This is a genomic window from Bradymonas sediminis (genome assembly GCF_003258315.1).
Taxonomy (GTDB): Bacteria; Myxococcota_A; Bradymonadia; order Bradymonadales; family Bradymonadaceae; genus Bradymonas; species Bradymonas sediminis.
This window is the reverse complement of sequence record NZ_CP030032.1, coordinates 3,140,936-3,165,354: the sequence shown is the minus strand read 5'-3', so window position 1 is coordinate 3,165,354 and position 24,419 is coordinate 3,140,936. Positions and strand designations below refer to the sequence as shown.

17 protein-coding genes are annotated in these 24,419 nt (G+C 62.5%); 10 read left to right on the top strand and 7 right to left on the bottom strand.

From position 1 onward, the window contains the following. Both DN745_RS11945 and DN745_RS11940 read right to left on the bottom strand, forming a co-directional pair. Complete coding sequence (locus tag DN745_RS11945; protein WP_111335143.1) at nt 1–1,995, bottom strand: polysaccharide deacetylase family protein; 1,995 nt, start codon at nt 1,993–1,995, stop codon at nt 1–3. Nucleotides 1,996–2,098: 103 nt separating this feature from the next. Next, complete coding sequence (locus tag DN745_RS11940) at nt 2,099–4,129, bottom strand: hypothetical protein (protein WP_111335141.1); 2,031 nt, start codon at nt 4,127–4,129, stop codon at nt 2,099–2,101. Between the two features lie 308 nt (nt 4,130–4,437). Here DN745_RS11940 and DN745_RS11935 point away from each other — a divergent pair, with 308 nt between their 5' ends. The 8 genes from DN745_RS11935 (at nt 4,438) to DN745_RS11900 (ending at nt 16,263) form a co-directional block, all read left to right on the top strand. Then, nucleotides 4,438–4,992: a hypothetical protein gene (locus DN745_RS11935; RefSeq protein ID WP_111335140.1), complete on the top strand. Its 555-nt coding sequence runs from the start codon at nt 4,438–4,440 to the stop codon at nt 4,990–4,992. 207 nt (nt 4,993–5,199) lie between these two features. After that, nucleotides 5,200–5,937, top strand: a complete 738-nt coding sequence (locus DN745_RS11930) for an outer membrane beta-barrel domain-containing protein (RefSeq protein WP_111335138.1) — start codon at nt 5,200–5,202, stop codon at nt 5,935–5,937. 111 nt (nt 5,938–6,048) lie between these two features. Beyond that, on the top strand, nt 6,049–6,798 hold the full coding sequence (locus DN745_RS11925; protein ID WP_111335136.1) for an outer membrane beta-barrel domain-containing protein: 750 nt from the start codon (nt 6,049–6,051) through the stop codon (nt 6,796–6,798). Nucleotides 6,799–6,943: 145 nt separating this feature from the next. Beyond that, the gene (locus DN745_RS11920; protein ID WP_133621883.1) at nt 6,944–10,114 is read left to right on the top strand and encodes a tetratricopeptide repeat protein; all 3,171 of its coding nucleotides are present in this window, start codon (nt 6,944–6,946) and stop codon (nt 10,112–10,114) included. Between the two features lie 71 nt (nt 10,115–10,185). After that, on the top strand, nt 10,186–12,201 hold the full coding sequence (locus DN745_RS11915; RefSeq protein ID WP_133621884.1) for a hypothetical protein: 2,016 nt from the start codon (nt 10,186–10,188) through the stop codon (nt 12,199–12,201). Then, nucleotides 12,198–13,622: a DUF4350 domain-containing protein gene (locus tag DN745_RS11910; RefSeq protein WP_111335131.1), complete on the top strand. Its 1,425-nt coding sequence runs from the start codon at nt 12,198–12,200 to the stop codon at nt 13,620–13,622. The genes DN745_RS11915 and DN745_RS11910 overlap by 4 nt, the downstream gene beginning before the upstream one ends. Then, nucleotides 13,594–14,628, top strand: coding sequence for an AAA family ATPase (locus tag DN745_RS11905; protein ID WP_239497541.1), 1,035 nt, complete (start codon nt 13,594–13,596; stop codon nt 14,626–14,628). The genes DN745_RS11910 and DN745_RS11905 overlap by 29 nt, the downstream gene beginning before the upstream one ends. After that, nucleotides 14,629–16,263, top strand: coding sequence for a DUF58 domain-containing protein (locus tag DN745_RS11900; protein WP_133621885.1), 1,635 nt, complete (start codon nt 14,629–14,631; stop codon nt 16,261–16,263). Between the two features lie 89 nt (nt 16,264–16,352). Here the strand turns inward: DN745_RS11900 and pgsA are convergent, their stop codons facing one another. After that, a complete protein-coding gene (gene pgsA / locus DN745_RS11895; protein ID WP_111335127.1) occupies nt 16,353–16,973 on the bottom strand; it encodes a CDP-diacylglycerol--glycerol-3-phosphate 3-phosphatidyltransferase in 621 nt (206 codons plus the stop codon). Next, nucleotides 16,970–17,707 carry a lytic transglycosylase domain-containing protein gene (locus DN745_RS11890; RefSeq protein ID WP_111335125.1) on the bottom strand — a complete coding sequence of 246 codons (738 nt, stop codon included), beginning with the start codon at nt 17,705–17,707 and terminating at the stop codon, nt 16,970–16,972. Before DN745_RS11890 ends, pgsA begins: the two co-directional genes overlap by 4 nt. 420 nt (nt 17,708–18,127) lie before the next feature. Between DN745_RS11890 and DN745_RS11880 the strand changes: the two genes are divergently transcribed. Then, a complete protein-coding gene (locus DN745_RS11880; RefSeq protein WP_162687632.1) occupies nt 18,128–20,671 on the top strand; it encodes a hypothetical protein in 2,544 nt (847 codons plus the stop codon). Between the two features lie 153 nt (nt 20,672–20,824). Beyond that, the gene (locus tag DN745_RS11875; RefSeq protein WP_111335120.1) at nt 20,825–22,069 is read left to right on the top strand and encodes an OmpP1/FadL family transporter; all 1,245 of its coding nucleotides are present in this window, start codon (nt 20,825–20,827) and stop codon (nt 22,067–22,069) included. 117 nt (nt 22,070–22,186) lie between these two features. Here the strand turns inward: DN745_RS11875 and DN745_RS11870 are convergent, their stop codons facing one another. The 3 genes from DN745_RS11870 to DN745_RS11860 form a co-directional block, all read right to left on the bottom strand. Continuing rightward, nucleotides 22,187–22,852, bottom strand: a complete 666-nt coding sequence (locus tag DN745_RS11870) for a lamin tail domain-containing protein (protein WP_162687631.1) — start codon at nt 22,850–22,852, stop codon at nt 22,187–22,189. Nucleotides 22,853–22,998: 146 nt separating this feature from the next. Continuing rightward, nucleotides 22,999–23,685, bottom strand: coding sequence for a hypothetical protein (locus DN745_RS11865; RefSeq protein WP_111335117.1), 687 nt, complete (start codon nt 23,683–23,685; stop codon nt 22,999–23,001). After that, complete coding sequence (locus DN745_RS11860) at nt 23,682–24,263, bottom strand: hypothetical protein (RefSeq protein ID WP_111335115.1); 582 nt, start codon at nt 24,261–24,263, stop codon at nt 23,682–23,684. Before DN745_RS11860 ends, DN745_RS11865 begins: the two co-directional genes overlap by 4 nt. Nucleotides 24,264–24,419 lie beyond the last annotated feature (156 nt).

The following is a 24,419-nucleotide window of genomic DNA, read 5'->3' as shown; positions in this document are numbered from 1 at the left end:
TCAGTTCGCGGGCGCTTCAGCTTCGCCGGCCGCGGGATCTCCTGCGGCCGGCGGCATTTTATAAAAGACCGAAATGGTGTGGTGGCCGGGGGTGACCTCGACGATGCGCTCGTAGCCATCGCCGGTGGTGGCGAGGCGGCGAAGCGAGATCTCGGCGTTGTCGATCTCGACGCGCTCGACCTCCTGGCCGTCGTAGACGCGCGGGAAGGCGACGCCGGCGTTCGCGCCGCCCTCCATCGAGGCCACGCGCGCGCCGATCATATGCACCGAGATCGTCAGGCGGCGGTGCTCGGGTGCCCATTGGCTGGTGAGCACGGATTGGCGCCGGGCCGACAAAAAGTCGTAGAATTCGGCCAGCGTCGTGACCCAATGGTTGCGCGCCTCGGCCATCTTGAACGCGTCCTTGAAGGTCAACAGGATGCCGGCGGCCGGCGCGGTGCGCATCGCGTCGGCCGGCAGGCTTACGTGCACCGGTTGGTGAAAATAAGCCTCGCTATTGGCAAGGATGCGGTCCAGCCGCTCGGTGTTGGCGTTGGCGCCTTCGAGCAAGAAGGGGAACTCCAGGAGCGGCACCGGCAGGCCGCGGCCGTCGATGGGGTAGAAGGGAAATCCGCTACCGAAAAGATAGCCATAATGCTCGGGGTCGGTGGGGCCGAAGCTCGCGTCGAGCTTCATGCCGGCGCGGCGAAGTTGGCGAAAGGTGGTCGCCCAGTCGTTGTCAAAGAGCGAGCCTTCGACCCGTCCCATCGTGATATCGGCGTCGCCGGGCGCGCTATTGGCCGCGCCGACGAGGGTGTTGGCGAGTTGCAGGCGCTGCTCGGCGAGCGAGAGTTCGCGCAGGATCGGCCTAATCGCGCCCACGCCCACCGCCTCGGTGATCGGCGCGCGTTGCTCGCCGACCGTCCACAAAAGCCCGACCTCGGCGCCGGCCTGTTTGAGCAGGTTGGTCTCGGTGGGGGTGACCAGGTCCGAGGCGACAAAGACCGTCGAGGAGCCGTGGTCCTGGCGGGCGAAGTCGGCGTAGCCGATCGCCGCGCGAAGATGCGAGGGCGTCGGGTGGCTCAGCATCAGCGAGCCCGCCTTTTGGCCCGGGAACATCCACAGGCGCGGCAGCGGACGCATCTTGGAGAGGCGGTTAAAGACCGCGCGCTCCAGCAGATCCGAGTAGGGCACATGGGATGTGAGCATGCGCTCGTCGGCGGCGCGCGCGTCGACCGGCAGGCGCTGCTGCCCGGGCTCATGGCCGAAGCGCATCGCCTCGGTGGGCTTGCCCTGCTGCAGGCCGGTGATGGTGCAGCCGAAGTTAAATAAGAAGGTATAGACCTGCCCGCGCCCCAGCGGGTTCACGGTGAGGCCGGGCTGGGCGTCGACCTCCAGCAGGGTGGGGCCGCCGGGGAAGTTGGCCAGGGCGGGCGTCGGCAATAGGGAGCCGATAAGCGGTGTGTTCGGAAGATGTCGGCGCATCGCGCCGTGGACCTGAAGTCCGTCGATCGCGGTGATCGCGCGCGCCTGGCGCAGCTTTCCCTGAGTCGACAGACCCGTCAGATGCTCCCAGCCGCTGCCGGGTTGCTCGACGATAACCTGGCCGCCGGTTCGGGCGAATCCTGCCAGGGCGCTGATGCCGGTGGCGGGCATCGCCTCGGCCACCCGTTTGGGCACAATCACCACGCTTCGCCCGGCCAGCATCTCCGGGCTTAAGTTGCGGTTGAGGGCGGTGGCGAAGGAGCCAAATTGCTGCCAGAGGCTATTATACCACCCATAGCTGCAGTCGAGCTCGCTAAAGTCATGGGCCGCCGCTGCCGGCGAGTCGGGCAAGAGCAGCAGCACGTCGCCCTCGATGCGGTCGGGCGGGCGGCTGCCGGTGGTCATTTCGGAGGTCGCGGGCTCAAAATGTGGGTGCTCGAGCGCCATGACCAGACCCGCGCCGAGCACGATAATGCCCAGCAGGACCAGGTCCCATTTAAGTGCGCTCAGGACGGTTTTTTTGCGCGCCATAGGCTTCGTCTTTCGAAGAGATGAACGACAGTTGAGAGTGAGAATTCGGCGATGAATACGAGGTTAAATCAGCCTGGAAATCTCAAGATGAAAACGTTTGAAATCACTTATAATAAATGTTTAGCGTGCTAAATCCGGCGTCGAGCGGGATTTGCACCAGCGGATAGCCCACCATGGTGACCCGGGTTGTCTCGATCTGGGTGGCCGCAAAATTCGGGTCGGCCTGGCCGCTGCCTTTTTGGGCGCTGATAAACGACTTGCCTTCCAGCGTCGCCGGCACGGTCAGCGTAATATTGCGCTGGGTCGCGTTGACCGAAATGCGCAGCAGGGTCGCGGTCTGCACCTCGGCCTTCTCGAGGCGCTCGCCCTTTCGCTCGGCGCGCGCCGCCGCCACCGCCCGCTCCAGCGTATTTCCGCTCGGGAGCACCGCGTCGTGGATGATGCGACTCTTGATCTTGGAGGCGCGGCGCGCGCGCATAAACCCGTCAAATTGAATCGCGCTGGTGATGATATGGTCATGCTTTTCGGCGAGTTCAAAGACGGCCAGCCACCGCTCAAAACGCTGCATATCGGGGTAGTCCGCGAAGAGGCTCGGCGAGACCGACCAGGTGATTGCTTCGTGGTGTCCCTGGGCGCTTTCTTCAATTAATTCGGCCAGTTGGGGGATGCCCTCGGACTGAGGTGTGTCGCCGGGAAATACCACCGGCATCTCACGAATTCCGAGCACCTGCCCCTGGGCGTTGACGGTCAGAAACGGAAAGCCCGTGCCGAACGCATAGCCGGCGCCGCTCGCCGGGCTATAGCTGGTGTCGATTCGCAGGTTCTGGGCGGCCATGACCTCGAAGGGTTTGCTCCATTCGCTATCCCACCAGGAGTCGGTGATGCGCACGCTTCGGATGCTGTTGGACGGAAGCGTCTTGCGAAGCGAGCTGAGCTGGTCGCTCAGGCCGATGGGCTGGGCGATGGGCTTAAACCCCCAGAACCCGACGCGTTTATCGAGCTCAAGCGGGGTCCCGGGCTTCTGGTAAGAGAGGCCAAGCTCCGCGCCCTTGCGCGCCAGGACCGCCGCCTTCGACGCGCTCAACCCTGCGTCGACCGTCGACAAAAGGGTCGAGGTCGCGTTCTTCGAGGTCTCGTAATCGAGCATCCAACCGCCGTCGTCGCCGAGCTCGCGGTCTTCATGCACGGCGATCAGCGCGCCGGCGGCGCCGTTGGGGAAGGGCCACATCGTGGGCATGGGCGCGTATTTGGCGATGACGCCGTAGAGGACGAAGCGCTCGAGCAGGTCGGCGTAGGGGACCCGGTTATTCTCAAGCTTGGGGTCCATGATCAGCGCCGAGGTCTTGGGCGCGTTGCTCTCGCCGGCGGTGGGTTGGTCGCTGCGCGGGTGCACCTGAAATCCCTCGGTCGGGCGGCCTTGCTGCATCGCGACCATCTGCTCGCCGAAGTCGAAGTCGACGGTGATCGCGGTGCCCTGGCCGATGGGGATGGAGTAGATGGCGGGGGCACCGTCGACCGAAAGATGCGTGGTCGCCCCGGCGCGCGGCGCGGTGGAGCCGACGAATTGGGTCGACAGCGGCATGTCTAGAAGTTGGGCGTTATAGGGAGCCTCCAGGTCGCGCGCGAAGGTGAAGGCCTGGGCCTCGCGCACCCCGGCGCGCCCATTGGCCGAGAAGGTGTCGCGCAATTTACCCTGGGGGCGCTCGACCACGATGGTGTTGCCCTTGAGCGCGTGCTCGCGCAGCTGGTCGAGCATCTGCTCGGGGACCTGGTCGGAGACGCTCGAGGTCAGCACGATGACCCGAGCCTCGGTGATCTTTTTGAGGGAGACGGTGGTCGGCGTCGCGATGGCGACCGGGCCGACGACCTGCTCAAATAAGTTGATCCACGCCGCGCTAAAGTCACGCTCTCGAAAGCCCGGCCCGCTTGAGCGAATCGCCTCGTAGTCGATGACCACCAGGATATCGACCTCGCCTTCGCGGGTGAGGTTGACGCCGTCTGCGATTTTCTGATTCGCGTCGATGACCAGGGGGAAGCTGTTGAGATAGATCCCGCCGGCGACCAGCGCGACAAAGGTCCACAGGAGCGCCCGATAGAGAGTATGGGCCGATTGTTTGCGCCGGCTTTCGAACATGGGTCAGGACTTGGACTTGGCCAGTGAATGAATAGGCAGGCGAGGACGACGGTTCGTAGTGCCTCGGGGCGGATGCATACCAGCTTTTGATAGGCGCGTCGCCTTTTTATCGCGGCCGCCTAGATATAACTGGATATCATAAGCGCGTCGCGCGCACTTGCGCCCAATTTTGGCGCATTATACACGCAGCGAGGCGCGGTTTGGCATCAGAACATCGCGTCGGTCGAATTAATTCAATTATCGCAATTTTTGCGCAGCCAGAATCCCCGGCCAATCGCGGGCGGCTTCTAGCATAGCAGTGAGTCAATATGAAAGCGGTCTTCGGTGAGCGGAAAGCGAAAATCTTCACGCTGGGTCTGACCCGCAGCGGGCGCCTGGCGGCGGCCGTGGAGCGGCTCATTTTCATGTTTTTGGCGCTGACGGTGTGCGGCTCGATCTTCTTTTTGCCCGACTATATCGGGCGCTACCGGGCCGAAGAGCCGGTGACCGGGCTGCTCTTCGGGGTGCTGCTGCTCAGCGTCCTCTTTATGAGCCTGGTCGCCGCGGGGCTGCGCTATTTCCGCAATGACCTGTGGGTCTTGGACGTCGAAGAGCGCGCGCTCATCTACCAGGCCAAACAGATCTTTGGGCGAGGGGTGCAGCAAAGCGGCATCGAATTCGAGCAGATCGAGCGCTTTCTGGTCGATATCAAACCGGCGCCGCGCGAGTCTCGCCTGATCGTGCAGCTGCACGACGGCGGCGGCGAGCGAATGTTGGTGACGCGGGTAGGCGGGGAGTCCATCGCCCAGCTCGCCGAAGCGCTGGGTCCGTTCTTGCGCAAACACAAAATAAATGCGGCCATTGAGACCGCCCAGCCCGACTGATGTCGGCGAATTCTACAGCCTGACCTTGCCCAATAAATTAGGGCTGTGATATACCCAATCTCAGTTGTGACCTATGCATTAACGTCTACTGATGATGGAGTATGTCCCTCGGTAATATTCAACTAATATTATTTGGATTTTATCGGATGGTTTTATTTCGAATGCTCAACTTGAGTGGCTCCTGATTTCCGTTGTGCGGAACCCTATATGTTTAAATTGAAAATGCTGACTCTATCTTCGTCGCGTGCTTCACTGGCCTGGCTTGTCGCCATTTTGATGCTGGCGCTCGCTACGCCCGCGTTCGCCAATGACACCGACAAAGAAGATTTCGAAGACACCATTCACGTGGTTCAGCGAAAACCGGTCCTACAAAAAGGCCGCTTCGACCTGACCCCGCGATTTGGCATGTCGGTCAATGATTCGATGTATCGCCACTTCAAGGTGGGGGCCAACGCCAATTACCATTTCACCGAGAGCTTCTACGTCGGAGCGCTCTTTGATTGGTATAATTTTGGCGAGACCCTGGGCGGACCTACGGGGGCGTTTAAAGCGTCTCAGAACGCGACCGGCTCGATCTCTGACGCCGCCGTCGTGAATTGGTCGGGTGGACTCGAGCTTGGATACGTGCCGCTGGTCGGCAAATTCGCGTTCGCCGAGTCGTTTATCATCTATTATGACTTCGCTATCAGCGCGGGCGCCGAGTATATCGACTCGCAGAGCATCGCGCTGCCGGCCTCCAGCGGTGGGCCCGGCGGCACGGTCGCGTTGACCACGCGGGTCTTCTTCAACGATTGGCTGGCGCTGAACCTCGAGGTTCGCGACCTAATCTTCTCGGCCGATCTAAAAGGCCAGCAAGGTGCGCTTACCAATATCGTTACGGTCGCCGCGGGCTTGAGTTTCTACCTGCCGACCGCCTTTGAATATAGTCAGCCGGAAGAAGATTAATCCGCCTCAACGCGCCGAAGCGTCGCCATAAGTTGCCTGCACCCGACGCCCCTCCACGCGTAGATAGATGCCAACTGGCGTAGTTTTATAATATTGAGTGTGAGAATTTACATGATGTGTCAAAGCCTTCGTCGTCTCTTCGTCGCGCTCCTGGTTGCAACCGCGACCGTAGCGAGCGCCGACGTCGCCTTCGCGCAATCAGAGCGCGAAACTGCCCGCGAGACCGGACCGGTGATTCGGCATAAAGTCCTCTACCGTTCCACGCGCTTTGAAATGGCTCCCCTGGTCGGGATGACGCTCAACGACTCCTATATCTCGAATATGATGGCGGGCGCGTCGCTGTCCTACCATTTGACCAATAACTGGGGATTGAGCCTGGTGGGCGCGTACGGTGTCGCCCAATTTGACACCGAATTGCGCACCAATACCGAGGCGGTTCTCGAGCAGAGCGCGCCGGACCGCCTGCGCCGAAGCTCCTATTCCTATATTCAGTGGTTGGCCGGCGCCGAGGTTTCGTATGTGCCGATCGTCGGCAAATTCTCGCTGTTTAACTCGGTCATCGCCAACTACGATATTCATGTGCTCGGCGGCTTCTCCTTCATCGGTGAAGAGGCCGAGGCGGCGGTCGAGGGCGAAGAGGTTGACCCGCAGCTCGTGGGTCTGCGCCCCGCGCCGATGATCGGCATTGGCGCGCGTCTGTTTTTGACCGACGGCATCTCGGCCAACCTTCAGGTGCGCGATTATCTGTATAACCGCACCGAAGTGAGCACCGGGACGTCGAACCCCGAGTTCACCAACAACGTCATGGTCTCCGTGGGCGTGAGCTTCTTCCTGCCCCAGGGCGTCAAGATCTCGCGTTGATTCAAATGCGCCGGCAATGCCGGCGCATTTTAGAATAAAACTCACCCTCATTTGTTGACTTCCCGGGTTGCGACATCAGCTTCCAGCCCGACTCAGCACTTCCTAATCACGTCGGATCCGGCACTCACTTTCTGGTGGTGACCCGTTGAATTTCGAGCAGCGCGCACTAAGAGCACGTCAGAGCGGGGATGCAGTCCGCGCGGCGGTGTTGCTCATCGAGGGGCTTAAGCGTCACCCCGGTGAGCAGACCGCGCTGGCGTTGCTCTGCGAAATCTATATCGATGATATCGACAGCTCCGGGCTCGAATATGAGCTCTCGCGTGTGCTCGTCGCGCAGCCGGATGCCGAGGCGTATTTTGCCCAGGTTTTGGACGCACTGCGCGAGCGCCAGAAGATGACGATGGGGCGCGAGCTGATTCGGGCGGCCGGCGCCGAGGGGTTGAAGGTTACCTGGCCGCCGCCGCGCGTGGTGCTGCCTCCCGAACCCGAACCCGAACCCGAAGCGCTGGCTGAGCCCGAGCCGCCGGGAGCGCCTGCGTCGACGTTGGAGCCAGCGGACGCCGGCGCAGCTCCCGATGTCACGGAACACGAGAAATTAACGCCTCTCGATGACGATGAGCTCCCGGCTAGCGCGACTCATCCGCGCGAAGAGTCCTTCGCGGACTTCGCGCGCCTGTCGCCCGAGGCGCCTGCGCGCGAGACCGATCCCAGCGCTGCGACAATCACCGCGAATCGGCCGCGCACCCCGGATAAAGCCAAGCCGCAGCCGCGTCGGCGAAAAAACGTCTTCGTTCTCATCGTGCTGCTCCTCTGCGTCGGCGGCGGCGCGCTGTTGTGGTGGAAGGCCGCGCCGCCATCGCTTGGCGTCGGCGCGCTGGACTCGGCGATCGAGATGAGCGACCCGGCGCTAAAGGCGTCTTCCACGGCGATCTTCGGCGAGGCCGGGGCGAACTCGAAGGACGAAAGAGTAAGCGAGCGCCGGGCATTCGTCGCGGCGGTGTATGCCGCAGATTGGGGGGAAGCCTCGGCCGCGGTGAGCACCCGCGAGACGGCGTGGGGGTTGGCGACTTCGGCGACTTCCTGGGCGCTGCGCGGCGAGTTTGAGAAGGCGCTGTCGGAGTCGGCGCGCCTCGAGCGCCAATACCCCGGCGCGCTCCCAACGCATTGGGCGCGCGGGTTTGTGGCGGAGTCGCGCGGTCAATTCGCCGAGGCGCTGTCGCATTATCTGGCCGGCCAGGCGCAATACCCAAAATTCGCGCCATTTCTGAGCGCCCAACTTCGCATCGCCCTTCGGCAGGCGCGCCCCGCCCAGGCCCAAAAACTCCAAGACGCGCTCGGCGCGCTTAGCCCGGACAACCCCTATAATCATCTCGAGATTAAGTTGCCGACGCTGAGCGACTTCGAGGGCGGAACCTCGGAAGACGCCGAAGAGACAAAGTCCGGAGTTTTGCCGGTCGCGCGTCCTCAATTTGTCCTGGCTATGCAGCACCTTGAGCAGGCGCTTAACGCGACGCGAAAGGGCGATTGGCCCGGCGCGCGCGAGGCGGCCGAGGCGTCCCTAAAGGCCGACGCCGAGCTTGGGCCAGCCTTGCTCGTCGCGGCCATTTTGCGCGCCGGCGATCTCGACATTAGCCGCGCCGACGCAGCCTGGGCCCGCCTGGCGAAGACCCCGGGCTTGTCGGAGGACTATCGCTGGTTCTTGCAGATTGCCGCGCCGCGCTCATTTTCGGCCGCCGGGCGCCCGGACCTCGGCTATAAATACGCGGTGCAACTTAAGGCGTTGGGGAAGGTCGACCCGCGCGAATTGACCGAGTTTAATAAGGCGCTCGCGCCCAGCAAAGTTGGTAAAAAGAAGGCCGAAGGGGCGCGCAGTGTGGCCCCCAAAGTCACGGGGCTTCCCGAGTCGGTGATGCCGCTATTATCGGTTGAGAATCAACTTCAAGACCAACCCCTCGCCGCGGAGGCGATCCTCGCGCGCGCCGAAGTCCTGACTCAGCTCGGGCTCACCCGCGCGGCCGCCGAGTCGCTTGAATTGCTCGACGGCGTTCCCGATGCCCAAGAAAAGCGCGCGCAGATGCGCGTGAGTATCGCGATTCGCGACGGCGAGTTGCGCCAGGCGCGGGCGCTGGCGGCGAGCATTAAGTATAGCCCGTTGGGCGACGGCGCGCGCGCTCAGGTGGCGTATTATTCGGGCAATTATGAGGATGCCATCGTGCTGGCGGGGCGTGCGCTTGAGCACACGCAATCGGTCGATATCTCGCGGGCATTGGTGTTGAGCCACCTGTCGTTGGGGCACGGGCGCCTCGCCGGCTCATTGCTCACCGCCACTCCGGTCGCGCCGCTTCAGCGCGGGGCGTTTCGCGCGTTGACGATGCGGGTGGAGCGCGGCGGGCTGGCAAATAATGTCGAGACACATCGCGCCGATGACGCGATTTTTGAGGGCTTTCTGGCGGTCGAACCAACCTCGGTTGAGCGCCTGGTCGACCTGGCGAATCATGCCTTCTGGCGCAAAGATTTTAAGCAGGCCCGAGGGCTGGCCGAACAGGCGTTGCGCCTGGCTGATTCGGACCCCGCCGCCCATTGGGTGATGGGCCTGGTCGAGCATATCTCAAGTCAGGAATCCGCCGCGGATCGCCATTTTCGAGCCGCCTGGCGCAGAGACCCCTCCGACCCGTTACTCTTGATCGAGATGGGTCGGATTTACCTGGGCATGGGCAAGGCGAAGAGCGCCCAGGGGGCGTTCTACCGCGCGCTTTTGCGCGACCGAAGAAGCACCGTCGCGCTCAACGGGTTGGGCAGCGCCTATCTTGAGTTTTCGCGCCGCACGGGCGTGCGTGACCTCTCCAGGATTTTGGAAGGCTATCAGGGCGAGTCTCAATATCTGGCGCAGTCGGTCGAAACGCTGCGTTGGCTCGCGATTCTCAGCGGCGCCCGCGACGGTAAAGAGGCGGGGCACGAATACCTGCAGCAGGCGGTGGCGTTGATCGGTGAGTCTGCCGACCTCTTAATCGAGCTCGCCCAATTCCACGCCGCGCGCGGTGAGACCGAGGAGGCGCGAAAATTATTTGCTCGCGTCCTCGAAAAAGATTCCACGCGCGCCGACGCGCGCATTGGCCTTGCCCGCATGGCGCTAAAGGCTGGCGACAAGACCAAGGCGGCCGCCCAACTTCGTCGCTATCTTCGATTCGCCCCCGCCGGTGAGGACGCCGAATGGGCCCGCGAAACGCTCGAGCGCCTGCAGGGCGAGGGGGGCGAGAAGGGCGATGAGCACGGTACGCCGAGCCCCGCCACCGATGACCCGCCGGCGCCGGAATAGCCCGGTGGGCCCAAAGCGTTACAGCTTTCGCGATTGAATTCCGAATGTTTGGAGATGGGAAGAACACCTCTATGAATGTCGAAGTAAATCACCGGGCATTAAGGGGAGTTTTCGCGCGCGTCTTCGGGCTGCTCGTGGGCATGTCTGCGCTTGGCGCGTTTTCGGCGCCGGCGGAGGCCATTGAGATCAATATTCGCGCCTATAGCGAGTTGCAGGTCAACGTCAGCGCGGCCGGCACGATGGTGCGCGTGCACGGGACGCTGCGTGACCGGCAGGGCAGCGGGCTGGGTCAGCGCGAAGTTACGATCAACTTCAGAAACCTCGACAGCACGCCCAACCGTGCGCCGCTGGACACCGAACCCGACATCAGCACACAGGTCTTTAGCGAGCGCGGCGGCGTCTTCCGGGCGCACCGCGAATTGATGCCGGGGCGATGGGGCGTCGAGGTCGCTTTTAAAGAGACGCCGAACCTCAGCGGGGACCGCTTTTCGACCACCGTCGAGGTGCGTGAGATGCCGGTTGAGCTCAGCCTGCATATGCCCTCGCTGGTCGTCGGCGCTCAGAGCGCGCTGCCCATCCGCATCCAGGCGACGGTCGATAGCGTGGGCTTGCCCGAAGACGCGGTCGTGCTGCTCGATGAGATGACGGTCGGCGCGGTGGCGCTCGACCAATTTGGCCGAGGGACGGTTGTGCTCGACCCGCCCATAGCGCCGGGCCTGCATGAAGTTCGCGCCCTCCTGAGCAATCCGCGCTATAACCAGGTCGAGCCGGCGCGTGAGACCTTGCGTGTGAGCGAGGCGCTGGAGCTGCACGCCGAGATTGAAGAGGTCTTTGAGCGCCTGCGCCGCGGCATGGTGGTGCGCGGAAACGTCCGCGACCAGCTCGGCGAGTTGGCGGGAGTTCGCGTGAGCGTGGACCTCTTTCGCAAGGGCGCCGTGGCCGATTCCACCCAGGACCCCGGCCAATCCGATGACGGTGAGGACGCGGCTCCGCGCATGACCGTGACGACTGACGCGGCCGGGGACTTCGAGGCATTCTTCCCCAGCGCTGACCTGGCCGATGGCGTCTGGTCGGCCCGGGCCGAAGTCGCGCCGGATGCCGGCGCGCGCGTCTCCGTGCAGGCCGAGCCGATCGAGATTGACCGCCAGGCTTCGCGCTGGCTGCTCAACCTATTGGCGGTGCTTGGATTGCTCGGCGGCTTTGGTTTGCTTTTGCAGCGTTTTTGGCAGGTGATCGCAACTTATCTGAGCGACCACCGGCGCAAGCGGGCCTCGCGCGAGCGGGCCGACCGGGCGCTCGAGGATGTCGAATATCTGGAGCTTAGTTCCCTGTCGGAGGCGCTCCCGGCGGATGAAGCCGTCGCGCCCTCGACGGTCATATTGGCCGGGGTCATTTGGGATATTTGGAAGCAACGCCCGGTCTCACTGGCCGAGATAAGCATACGGGAGCGCGGCGAAGATGCGCCGCTTCGAGTCCACCGGGTTGAGCCTGCTCAACCGGGCGAGGCGCCCCGGCGCGCCGGGGCTTTTCGCATCGAAGACCTGCCGCAGGGGCGCTACGAATTGTCCGTCAACGCCCCGGGCTTTATGCAATCACAGCTCGAGTTTCGGCTGCCCCATGATGGTAAGCTGAGCAATATGCGCCTGGGGATGATCGCGATCCCCCTGAAGATCCGGCGCCTCTATCAGTCGCTGGTCGAGTCGCTCGAGGGGCGCGACCTGTGGGGCACGCTCTCGCTCCATGAGATCGACGACGCCCTGCAGGCGGTGCTTCGCGAGGCCGAACTTCAGGCGGCGGATGAGCAGCAAAGCAATCCCGATGATGATGTGATTTTAGCGAACGATGCTGCGTTGAACTCCGACGCGAGTCGGGCGTTTGTGAGCGCGCTCAAACGCCATCTTCGCCAGGGCGCCGCGCCCGCCGCGGGCGAGGACCCACAGATGAGCGGGGAGCAATTGATGGCGATGATGACCGCCGTGGTCGAGGAGACATATTTCAGCGGACGCGTCTTCGACGACGCCGTCTGGCAGCTCGCCAGGCGCCTGGCCGAGCGCATTCGCGAGAAGGCGCAGGGAGGTGCGTCATGAGTCGAAACGCCGCGCGAACGCGTCTCATTGCGAGTGTTTTGTGTTGTGCATTTCTTCTGATTCCGCAGGGGTTTAGCGGGCTTAGCGTGACACCGGCAAGCGCGCAGGGCTTTGGGCCGTCGATCACCCCACAGCCGCGCAAAACCGATTATCACCCCGATAATCAGGCCTGGAGCGGGCTGTCCGAATTCGTGGCGTTGGCCGCGACGCAGCGCGTCGAAGTGGAGCTCACCGAGACCCTTGATTGGTCGGCCATTGGCGCGCAGGATATCGTCATCGCGCTCCACCCGCTGGACCCGCTTCAGGTTGAAAACGCGGGCAATTATATCCTCGACGGCGGCATGATGCTCTACGCGATCGAGGGCGGCTCGAGCTATCCATTCTTGGACCGCCTCGGCATCCGCTACCTCGACGTGCAAAACGGCGAACTGCCGCATGACCGCTTCGTCGAAGAGAACCCGAACCTGCCGATCTTCTCGCCCACCGGCGCCCACGCGCTCATCGATGACGTCCAGTCACTGGTCGCCAATCACCCGACGGTCTTGCTCAACGTCGGCGGCCCGGTGGTGGCGTATGCCGAGGGCGGCGGGCTTGTCTATGATATGAATTTTGGTGACGGCAAGGTGGTCGCCCTGGCCGACGCGAGCATGCTAATCAACCAGATGCTTCAGGTCGCCGACAACGCCAAATTCGCGCGCAATACCCTGCAATATCTATGCGCTGACCGAAAGCCGTGTCGGGCCATCCTCCTGGTCGAAAATTTTGAGCAGCGCGGCACCTATATCAACACCGGCGATAAACATGCCGATAAAAACACCTGGAGTCGCTGGATTCGGGAGTTCAACGAGACGCTCAGCCAGATGATGCAGGACGTGCCAGTGAGCCGGCTGCTCTATTATCTTGGGATTCTTTTGGCCGGCGGGCTGGCGTTGTATTTGGCCGCGGTTTTTCGGCTGCGCGCCGGGCGACCCTATAGCGCGCATATCGAGAAGGGCGGGCAAAATGAGCTGCCGCCGCAGAGTGAGTTTGACTGGAACCTCGCGCGATTTGGGCGGGGAGGGCGTGAGACAAATTACGCCCTGGCGCTGGCCATCTTAAAGGAGCAATTCGAGGAGCTCTTTCTCGACGCGCTGGATAAATGGCCCATCCCGGCCGACGAGCGACCGACCGTTGCGGTGCTCGCCAGCGAGTATCGGCGCCGGTTTTTGCGCGACGCGCCCGACGCCAAAAAGCTCGAGCGCCAGGCGCGTGACCTGCTCGCGACCTACGCGAGCATCCCGACGCGCCACCGCGTATTCCTGGACAGCGACGCTTACTTTAGCGAGCGCGACCTGATAAAAATATACCGCAGCACGCGCGAGATTTTGCGCCGTATGGGGCTGGAGGAAGAATATGAACGACGTACCCGAGACCTGGTCTAAAATGCACGAAGACGCGCCGACAAAAGACGAGCCGGCTGGCGAGCTGAACCTGCCCGAATTTATCGAGCGCTACGCGGCCAAGATCGCGCGGGTGCGCGCCGAGGTGGGGCGGGTCTTTATCGGCCCGGACGCGCGCGTCGAGGAGTTGCTCGTCGCGCTCTTTGCCCGCGGTCATATCCTGCTTGAGGGCGTGCCCGGCGTTGCTAAAACCACGCTCGCCCGGGCGTTTTCGGAGACCCTCCACGCGGAGTTTAATCGCATTCAATTCACCCCGGATTTGCTGCCGTCGGATATCACCGGCACCTATATTCCGAACCTTAACACCAATGAGTTTAGCCTTCGGCGCGGGCCGATTTTTGCCAATATCGTGCTCGGCGACGAGATCAACCGCGCGCCGGCGAAGACCCAGTCCGCGCTGCTCGAGGCGATGCAGGAGCGCCAGGTCACCATCGACGGCGTGACCCATCCGCTCGCCGCACCATTTTTGGTCATCGCCACCCAGAACCCCATCGAGCAAGAGGGCGTTTACGCGTTGCCCGAGGCGCAACTCGACCGATTTTTGCTCAAGATGGTCATCACCTACCCGACCTCCGAGCAGGAGTTTCGGGTGATTAAGACCCACCAGAATCCGCTCAAACCGGTGGAGCAGGTGCTCAATAGCGTCGACGTCATCGCGATCCAGAAGGCCGTGGAGGGCGTGCATATTTCGGATGAGCTCATCCGCTATATCGTCGATCTTGCCCGCTATACCCGCGAGCATGAGCATAGCGCGCTGGGCGCCTCGCCGCGCGCCGCCCTCGCGCTGCTGCGCGCGGCCAAGGCCCGGGCGCTTATCCGCGAGCGCGACTTCGTGCTCCCCGATGATGTGCGCGCGCTGGCCCCCGGGGTGCTGACCCACCGCGTGCTGCTGGTGCCGCAGGCGCAACTCTCGGGGCTTAGCGCCGAGCGCATCGTCGCCGAGGCGCTCGCGCGCGTCTCTTATGCGCGTGACGCCCGGGGGAAATAAGTGGCTCCTCACTTGAGCACGCGCGGCCTATGGGTTTTTGTGGGGGCGCTGATCTTCATCGGCGCCGGCGCCTTCGCCGAGCGCCCCGTCTTGTTGTTGATGGGCGAGGTGATGGTGGGCGTGTTGGCTATCTCGTTTTTGCTCTGCGTGGTGGCCGCGCTGGCGCTGGACCGACGCTTTGTGTCCATCGTGTGCGCCGACGCCGAAGACGACAAACTTCGCCACATATCAACCGCGGTGCGAGGCGAAGAAAAACAGCTGCATATCGTGATTCGAAACGACGCCTGGATCCCGCTCTATGGGCTTCAATTAAAGCCCTACGCCTCCGAGTTCCTGGCGTTCGAGGATATCCCGGAGCATTTTCATATCCCCTCGGGGGTTCGCTCCGCGCTGACGATTGCGGTGCGCGCCAAGCGCAGCGGACGTTGGTGCCTGCACGGGTTTGATATCTACGCCGCCGACCCGCTCGGCCTGCTGATTACCCGCGATTATTTGCCCTGCACACACGCTATGGAGGTCTACCCGCGCAGCGTTCAGGCGCTCGGGGTTGGCTTTAAGGACACCGGAACTCTGGCGCGCCGGCACGGCACCCAGCGAAGTCGGCAGCGCGGCGGTGGCAGCAATGTGCGCGAGCTGCGCGAGTACCACCCGGGCGACCCGCTGCGCAATATCGCCTGGAAGGCCACCGCGCGCGCCGGCAAGCTTATCTCGCGCGATTACGAGCGCGATGTCGACTTCAGCGTCTACCTGCTCCTGGATATCTCGACGTCGATGCGGGGCGGACAGTGGCAGGGCCAAAAGCTCGAGCATGGCATTGAGCTGGTCACGGAGGTTGCCGAAAAGCTCTGCCGCGCGCGCGACCGCGTGGGGTTGATGACCTTCGACGAGAAATTGTACGGGCATATCGCCCCGGGCGCCTCGATGTTGCACCTCGGGCATATGCTGCGCCACCTGGTCGGGGTCGGCGCCATCGTGGACCCGGATTTCTGCGAATGGTCCGACACCGAATTGGTCACCCGGCTCGCCGATTATTTGATGATCCAGGAGCGCCTCGATTTTCGGCGCACCGAGCCGGTGGACCCCGACACCGGCGTCAATCGCGACTTGCTGGAGCGCTGGGTCCGCGGAACTTTGCCCGGCGATATGGCGCGCTACGACTCGGGCGCGCTGCGCGACGGCGTGGTGGTCAATCCGCCGTCGGCGCTGCGTCAATTCGCCCAATTGCGCGGCCTCGCCATTCCCTATCGCATCGAAGCGCGCCTGGGGCTAAAGGAGCGCGGCCTTCAGGAGTCCATCGAGAAGGTCGTCACCTCGACCCGCAGCAGCCAACTCATCGTCGTGGTCACCGACCTCTGCGGCATCACCAGCATTGACCTGCTCACCCGCGCGATTCGCCTCGCTAAACTCAAAGGACATACCCTGCATTTCCTGGTCCCCTTTACCCCCGCCTACCACGACGAGGTTAACGGCGACGAAGCCTCCAAGGCCACCGAGCGCTACCATATCGCGCGCGAATTATTCGCCATCCCCGAGCGCGAAGAGCGCCTGCGCATCGCGGGGAACCTGCGCGAGCTCAACGTGCGCGTCGACTTCCTCAAGCCCGGCCAGACGGCCATGCAATTTCTGGGGCTATAGTCCGAGACGATGCTCCATACGCGCCCACGAAAAAGCCCCAACACGTTGAGTGTTGGGGCTTCTTTGCGACGATAAAGAATACTCTTGGCCTACGCTTCTGCCTCGGCAGCCGGGGCCTCTCGCCCCTCAATCGCCTGCAGGAAGCTGGCGAAATACTCCCAGGCACTATGCAGGCTAAAGCCCACCGAGATAATCAGCAGCCACAGCCCGATCAGGTGGAAATTAAGACGAAAAGAGATGAAGAAATAATCCACCATATACTCGTAGTGAATGATGAGGCCGAGCATGCCGGTCATCTGAAAGGCGGTCTTGAATTTGCCGCCCTGACCAGCCGCGATCACCATGCCCTCGGCCGCCGCGATGCTTCGCAGCGCCATCACGCTGATCTCGCGCGACAGGATAATCATCACCAGCCACACCGAGATGCGCCCCAGCGGCAGCAGCATCAACAGCGTCGCCATGACCAATAATTTGTCCGCCAGCGGGTCCAGGAATTTTCCGGTCATGCTCACCAGGCCCTGCTTGCGCGCCAGATACCCGTCGAGCCAATCGCTCACCCCGGCCACCCAGAACAGCAGCACCGCGATCAAGCACGAGATCGGGTCCCCATAAAAGATGAATAGCGAGGTAATCGGGATCAACGCAATGCGCCCCAACGTGATGAGGTTGGGGAGATTGACAATATCCTGACGAATCGTGGATGCGCTCACCGAGACTCCTGCTCTTTTTCGTAAATTTTATACCAATAATACACCGACGCGACATAATCGCGCGTCTGCGGATAGGGAATCCCGCCGTAGCGTTTCACCGCGACGTCACCGGCGTTATAGGCGGCCAATATCAGGTTGATATCCCCGTCATAGCGGTCGATGAGGATGCGCAAAAATTTTGCGCCCCCGTAGATATTCTGGCGCGGGTCATAGGCGTCGGTGACGTTGAGGCTCGCGGCGGTGCGCGGCATCAATTGCATCAGCCCCATGGCGCCGACCGGGCTGACCGCGTCGGGGCGAAACGCGCTCTCGATGCGAATCACCGCCTTAATAAAGGCGTAGGGCACATCATATGCCTCGCTGGCCTCGGCGATAATGTCATTGAACCCGTGCTCGCCGCGCCGGGTGGAGCCGCTGGACTTAAAGGCGGCCTTGGGCGCGCTGCTCTTTTGCGAAGTCGACGCGTTGCTGCGCTTGGACGTCGGCTTTGCGGCTGGCCGGGGTTTGGAGGCCTTGGGCGAAGGGCCCGAGAGCACTTCGAGCAACTTGTATCCCGCGCCCTTTTTCTCGGTCGTGATGAGGGTCGTACCGTCCGGCGCCTCATAGCGATACAGCGCGGCGAACGCCGCCGAGGGCAGGGCGAAGGTCGTGATGAGCACCATCAGCGCGGCGATAAAATACCGGCGTTTCGGGCGGGTTTGGCGCTGCTTACCCATTTTTTGCGCATCTATCATGACTCGTCCCAATCATATCGCAGCGATTATCGCGCGCACCGTGCTCGCTTTGCCCGAGGTCAAAACCTCAACGAAGCCCCAGATATTCGGCCTCATCCCCACAGTCATAACGCACCAAACGCCAGGCGCGCAAGTTTTGCCCCCATTTGCTTCGAAATACACGATAAAAATGGTGCGATTTAGGGTTGTTACTCGCATTTTAGCCCGCGAAGCGCTAAGAACTCTGTTTAAGTACTTTTGATAGTGTCCCCTGGCGACGTCCAGTGTCCGCGCCGAGCCGAATCAGGACGACCGCGTCGCCTAATATGTGGCCGATTGAATGATTGAATTGGTCTTGATCGAAATTGGAGAGTTGGCATGAAAATTTTTAGAAAACCTCGTTCATACGCTTGGACCGCGGGCCCCCTGGCCCTGGCCCTTATGGCATTCGCTGTCGGCTGCGCCGAAGAAGTCCCGGTCGATGAAGATATTCAACGCGTGAGTATCGTCTTTGACCCGGCGATTCCGGCGATTCCGCTGCCCAGCGACCTGGCGCTTGAAGAAGACGGAACGATGCCGAATCTCGGCGCCGACCTCCAGGCTTCCGCCCAGGCCGATTTTTATGCCTATGTCGGCACCCTGCATGGGTGGCTACCTGGCTCCAATACGATCACGATTCCGACCTCGGGTGAGATCAACCCCGACTCGCTCGGCACCGAAAATGTTCGGGTCTTTAAATTTAACGCCGACGGCACGACGAGCACGCTCGACGTGGCCGAAGTTAAATTTAACGCGGTCGAGACCCCGAGCGCCGAAGACGGCGGCGCGGCGAGCATGAGCTATGAGATCGCGGCGAAGATCGCGACCCCGCTTACGCTGTCGAGCCACTACGGATTCGTGCTCACCGGCGACATCAAAGACACTGATAATAACCAGGTCGTGCGCTCCCAGGCGATTCACTTCGCGACCTTCGAGACGCCGCTTGTCGATGAGAACGGTGTCGCCACCGTCGACCTGCTCGCCGGCCAAGACGAGACCGCCCAGAGCCTCGAAGGCCTGCGCCAATTCCTGGCGCCGACGGTCACCGCGGCCCTGGAGGCCGACCCGGACCTGACGCGCGCCGATATCCTGTCGGCCAACGCCTGGCGCACCGCCACCGACGCCTTTGCCGTGTTCGACCCGACCGCGGCAAACGTGCCGTTCCCGAACGAATTTGTTCGTAACGGTCCCAACGGCGAGGTCACCATGCCGGTGGACCCGGAGGCCGATGCCCTCACCGCAGCGGTCATCAACGAGCTCAACGCGCGCAACGGCTTCGCCAACACCGCCAACGGTTGGCTCCCCTTCGCCGGCGCGCCCCTGGACCCGGCCACGGTCAACGCCGACACCATTGTCCTCGCCCGCACGGTCGATGGCTTCCCGAAGGTCTATCCGGCAGAGCGTTATTTCCTCGAGTATAAGCAGGATTGGAACCTGGTGGCCTTCGGACCGCTGGGAAGCCCCTTTGACGCCAACGAAGTATTCGGGGGCAACCCCGACGATAACGAGGTGACCGCTGGTATTATCACCACCGGCGTCAAGGATATTAACGGATTGGAGGTTAAACCCTCCGAGGCGTTCATCTTCTTGCGCAGCCAGCACCCGATCGCCGACGACGACGGCAAAAGCCTGGTCAAAGAGCTCGACGACGCGACCGCGGTGGCCCTTGAGAGCGCGCGTCTCTCCTACGCCCAGCTCTTCGTTGCAGGCCTTGTGATTGGCTACGGCGACCGCAAAGAAATCGCCAACGCCTGGGCCTTCCAAACGGACAACTCCACCGACGAGCAACAGAAGCTCAGCGCGCGCGGCAAAGCGCTCGCCCTCGAGGGCGGTGCCCTCAGCGCGCAGGGCAACGTCGCCGATGTTGAGACGCCGCCGACCGGCGCGGGTTTTGCCAATATCGGCATGATGCAGAAGCAAGCATCGTTTAAGACAGAGTTCTTCCTCGACCCGACCAACCCCTTCGGACTCCTCGAAGCCCCGGTTGAGCAGGATGTCGCGATCACCGTCTCTGTGCCCGACACCACCGTCTGCACCGACGGTCCCTTCCCGGTCATCATCCTCGGCCACGGCCTGGGTGGTAACCGTGACAAGGCCGTTGACATCTTCGCCGACGCCCTGGCCGCCGCTCCCTATTGCATGGCCTCGGTCGCCATGGACTTCCCGCTGCACGGGCCGCGCGCCGTCCCGGACGTTCCGTTCATGTCCGCCAACGCGATCGCGACCAAGAATAACTTCCTGCAGGCAGGGGTCGATCTGACCATCCTTGCGCAGGTCATCAAAGATGGCGGTCTCGAAGGCGTCCTCGACGCCGATGCCAACACCGACCTTATCGACGAGGACTCGATTGGTTATACCGGCGTGAGCCTGGGTGGCATCCTCGGCACCAACTTCATCGCGACCAATGACGACGTCACCGTCGCCGCCCTCAACGTGCCGGGCGCACGCCTCACCGAGGTGATCATCACCGGCTCGCTGGGCGCCGATATCCTCGAGCAGCTTCCCCCCACCGATAGCTTCAGCTTCTTCCAGACCGCCTCCTTGCTCCAATGGACCATCGAGCCGGCCGACCCCTGGATCTTCGCGCCGCATATCGCCAGCAATGATGCTGCCGATCTCGACGCCGATAAGCCGCTATACTCGGTGCTCTATGACGTCTCGGCCGATAGCTTCAGCCTGGGTGACCGTCTGAGCAATAACCAGGTCATGATTCAGATGGCCGGCGACGACACCACGGTCCCCAACCCGACCACCGAATTGCTCGCCGGCGCCATGGGCGTGTCGCTTGAGCACACGACTTTCGAGGGCGCGTTGCACGGATTCATCGCCGGAGACGACGCCGCAGCCACCTGCGCCAAAGCTCAAATCGCCACCTGGTTGAGCAGCGGCCTGCGCTCCGGAACGGCCGAACTCGCCAGTGAACAGTTGAACGCTTGTGGTCTGTAATCCATGCAATGAGGCAAGTCGGGCGCACGTTTAGCGCGCCTGGCTTGCCATCGAAGCGCCGAATTTATTCTTAGTTATAGGCTGGCGCCGGGCGAAATCCGCAGACTCAAAGCACCGATTTCGTCGGGCGTCGTCATATGAGGAGATTTCATAATGAATTTACGAAAGTCATTTTATACAGCATCTTTTGTTGCCGCTCTTGTGGGCTTGCCCGCGACCGCGATGGCTGCCGGCTTCCAGAACTCATCGCAGAGCGCGACCGCTGCTGCCATGGGTTCGGGCGCCGCTGGTAACCCCAACGAGCCCAACGCAAGCTTTTATAACCCGGCCAGCATGGGCCTGAGCGAAGGCCTGAAGGTCTATATTGGCGACACCATCCTCTTGCCGCGCTCCAGCTATGAGCCGGCCGGTGGCGGCGAGAAGGTCTCGACCGAAGACCGCCTCTTCCCGCCGCCCCACGCGCATCTCAGCTACGATAATATCGCCGACTCCGGCGTGTCAGCGGGCGTCGGCCTGACCTTTGCCTACGGCCTGGGCATCACCTGGCCCGACGACTGGGTTGGCCGAACCAGCATCCAAAGCCAGGACCTGCAGACCGTCAATATCAACCCCAACGTCGCCTATAGAATCCCCGGTCTCGACCTCTCGGTGGCCGCCGGCGCCCAGATCGTCCACGGCTCGGTTACCCTGAAAAAGTCGGTCGCCATTGGCCCCGACCAATTCGTCGACGCCCATATTGGCGGCACCGGATTCGGCTTCGGTGGCGTAGCGGCGGTCATGTATCAGCCGCTTAAAGAGCTCACCATCGGCCTGCAATATCGCAGCCGGGTCAAGCTCGACCTCGAGGGCGACGCGCATTTCGAGGGCGAGGAGAATACCCCGTTCTATACGACCTTCCGGGACAACCCGGGCAGCACCGAGATCACGCTGCCCGACACCATCGCCCTGGGGTTTGGGTACCAACTCGACAAATTATTCCTGCACGCCGAGGTCGATTATACGATGTGGCGCACCTACGATAAGATCGTGCTGACGCTCGACACTGATGGCGACCCCGACGCCCTCGCGCAATTGCCGCCCATCGAGGGCAATTGGGACGACGCCTTCGCGTTCCGCGTCGGCGCTCAATACGACGTCACCGATGCCTTCGCGGTGCGCCTCGGCGGCAACTACGACATGACCCCGATCCCCGATGAGACGGTCAACCCGTCGCTTCCGGGCAACGACCGCATCTCCGGTTCGGTCGGCGTGGGCTATTCCTATGAGTCCTTCCGCGCCGACGCCGCCTACTCGATCGTTCACGCGCTGCCGCGTGAGATCGCAAACGGTCGCGGCCCGAGCGGTACCTATAGCACCGACGCCAATATCTTCGCGTTGAGCTTGGGCTACGGCTTCTGAGTTGGCCTCGCCTGAACCCCTCAATCGACTCCTGAGTCGATAGGGTTGCGCAAAAGCGCCCCGGTCATTTTTAGACCGGGGCGCTTTTGTGTTTGGGTCGCCGCCTCAACGCGTCGGCTACTCTGGCGCGCTGACCTCGTCGGGCACGCAGCCGGCGGCAAAAGCCGCGCCGCTCGCGCAGGTCCCGGGGCTAAAGATGCGCGCGCTGCTTAACGCGCTATGCGCGACATATTCGGAGCCTTCGACCTCTGGCGACAAGGTGAGCGAGACCGCCGCCGACTCGGCATAATTCATCGCGTCGATCTGCGTTCCCGTCGAGCTAAGCAGGGAGACCGAGCCGCCGGAGTTCCCCAATGAGAGGCGCGCGCGGGCGATATAGACCTGGTAATCGACATGCTCCGCGGGCTCACCCCCGCCAAAAATCACCGCTGCCTCCAGGGGCTCAAGGCAAGCCTCCTCAAAATAGAATTTATTATATTCGCCGATTCGCAGCGTCACCCCGCTCACGTCGAGCAGGTCTCCGCTGCGATTCACGATTTCGACAAACTCGTCCTGGTACGCATCGCGCACCCCGTCCGCGTTCGCGTCGCCAGCCTCGCCGCCGGGGACGTTGGCGAGCACCTCGTTGATGATCAGGTCGCCCCGGGCGGGCGGGCGGCTGCCCGGGCAGGCTGGCGTGGCCGGGGCGTCGGTGTCCTCGGTCGGATCGATGAGCTCGCTCAATTCGCCACTTCGCTGTTCGTCGGGGGGCGACGCCGCGGGAAGATAGGTATCCCTCGGCACACACTCTCCGATGCGGCAAATCTCGTCTCCCGGACAGTCCGAACTTCGCTGGCACGCCCACGCACTCGCCTCCACACAGCTCGCCAATTGGCCCCAGAGAAGAAGTAGAAATACTGGGCGAATTCGACGGTATAACCCTGATTTTGTCATTGGCCTTCTCCTCGGTTTTTCTCTTTAAGTTGTGCTATTTGCGTCGAGAACCAGCCCGCGCTCATCGCGTCCAGGCGCGCGGTGAAGCGGTCGACCTCGAGCTGGGTATCGATGCGCTTTCGCCAATCCGCGGCGGGTGTCAGCGCCCATTCGATCTGGAAGCGTCGGCGCGCGTAATAGGCTTCGCCGACCTCGATGAGCAACTTCTGGCGGGCCTGCTGGCGCTGGCGAACTTCGCTGGCGATGCGCGTCTCGCTGGGATCGTACACTAGCCCCGACAGGCTCCAGCGCGCCGTCACCGCGTAGACTGAGCGCAGGCGCGTGTCGTCATAGAAGTTGTTCTGCCCGCCGTCGCGAAACATCAGCCCCTCGTTAGTGGTGCTGATATCCTCGCGGTAGCGCGCCTGAACGTCGCGCTGGTCAAGCCACGCCGCCTCGCCCTTGAGATCCGGTAATAGATGCGACCAGCGCGCCCGGGTCGACCAGCGGTCGAGGTCCGGGTCCTCCCATCCGCGCACCCTCAACACCCGCTGGCGCAGCTGGGCCAGGCTCGGCTCATTCGCGATGAGCTTGTCGACTACCCGCGACTGCGATTGGGCCAGCACCGGTTGGGTCCAAAAGAGGCTCACCAATGTCGTGAATAGACATAAGGCGGTGAGTGTTTTGAGTGAGTTGCAACTCATCGCAATTCCCCCCGCGCTTGCGGGTCGCCGGTGGTCGAAGCTGCCTCCAGGGAATCGCCTTCATCCAGGCGAAAGAAGTCCTCGTACGGATGCTGAAACGCCGCACAGTCCGAGGCGTAGATGCGCGACTGGTTCTCGTCGCCGGGCAAGATGGTCTCCGCGATATCCACCAGGTTCCAACGCAGCGAGACCTGCCAGCCGAAGGGTTCGTGAGCGACGCTTATTATCTGGTCGGGCCGAGCAAGTTGAGCGATGGCGTGGGAGCGCGCCCGACCCTGGTTGCGGGCGCGCTCCTGGTACCAGAGGCGCAGCATAATATCGGGGGCAAAGGGCGCGGCTTTCTGGCGAAAACCTCCCGCCTTCGCGCTCCTATTGTCGTTTGCCGACGCGTCGAACTCCTCGGCGCTGCGAACCTGCGCGGCCGCATCGCCGCTCGCAGGACACCGGCCGAATTCGGCGGCGGTCGCCCGCTCCGAAAATCCCAGAAGCGTGAGCGCAAGCGTGCACAAAAGCATCGCGACCGAGCGCGCGATTGGGGGCCAAATCAGCGCATCTTTTCGACGGAGTTGAGGGGACATAGGGCATCTCCAATATTCATATGGTTGAGGGCACACCTCTTCAGATTGACTAATATAGTTATCGGGAATTCCCGGATTTCGTTGCGTATCGGGGCAAAAAAAATGCCGGCGCGACCCTCTCAGAATAGAGGGTCGGCCAGCATTTATAGGGGCGCG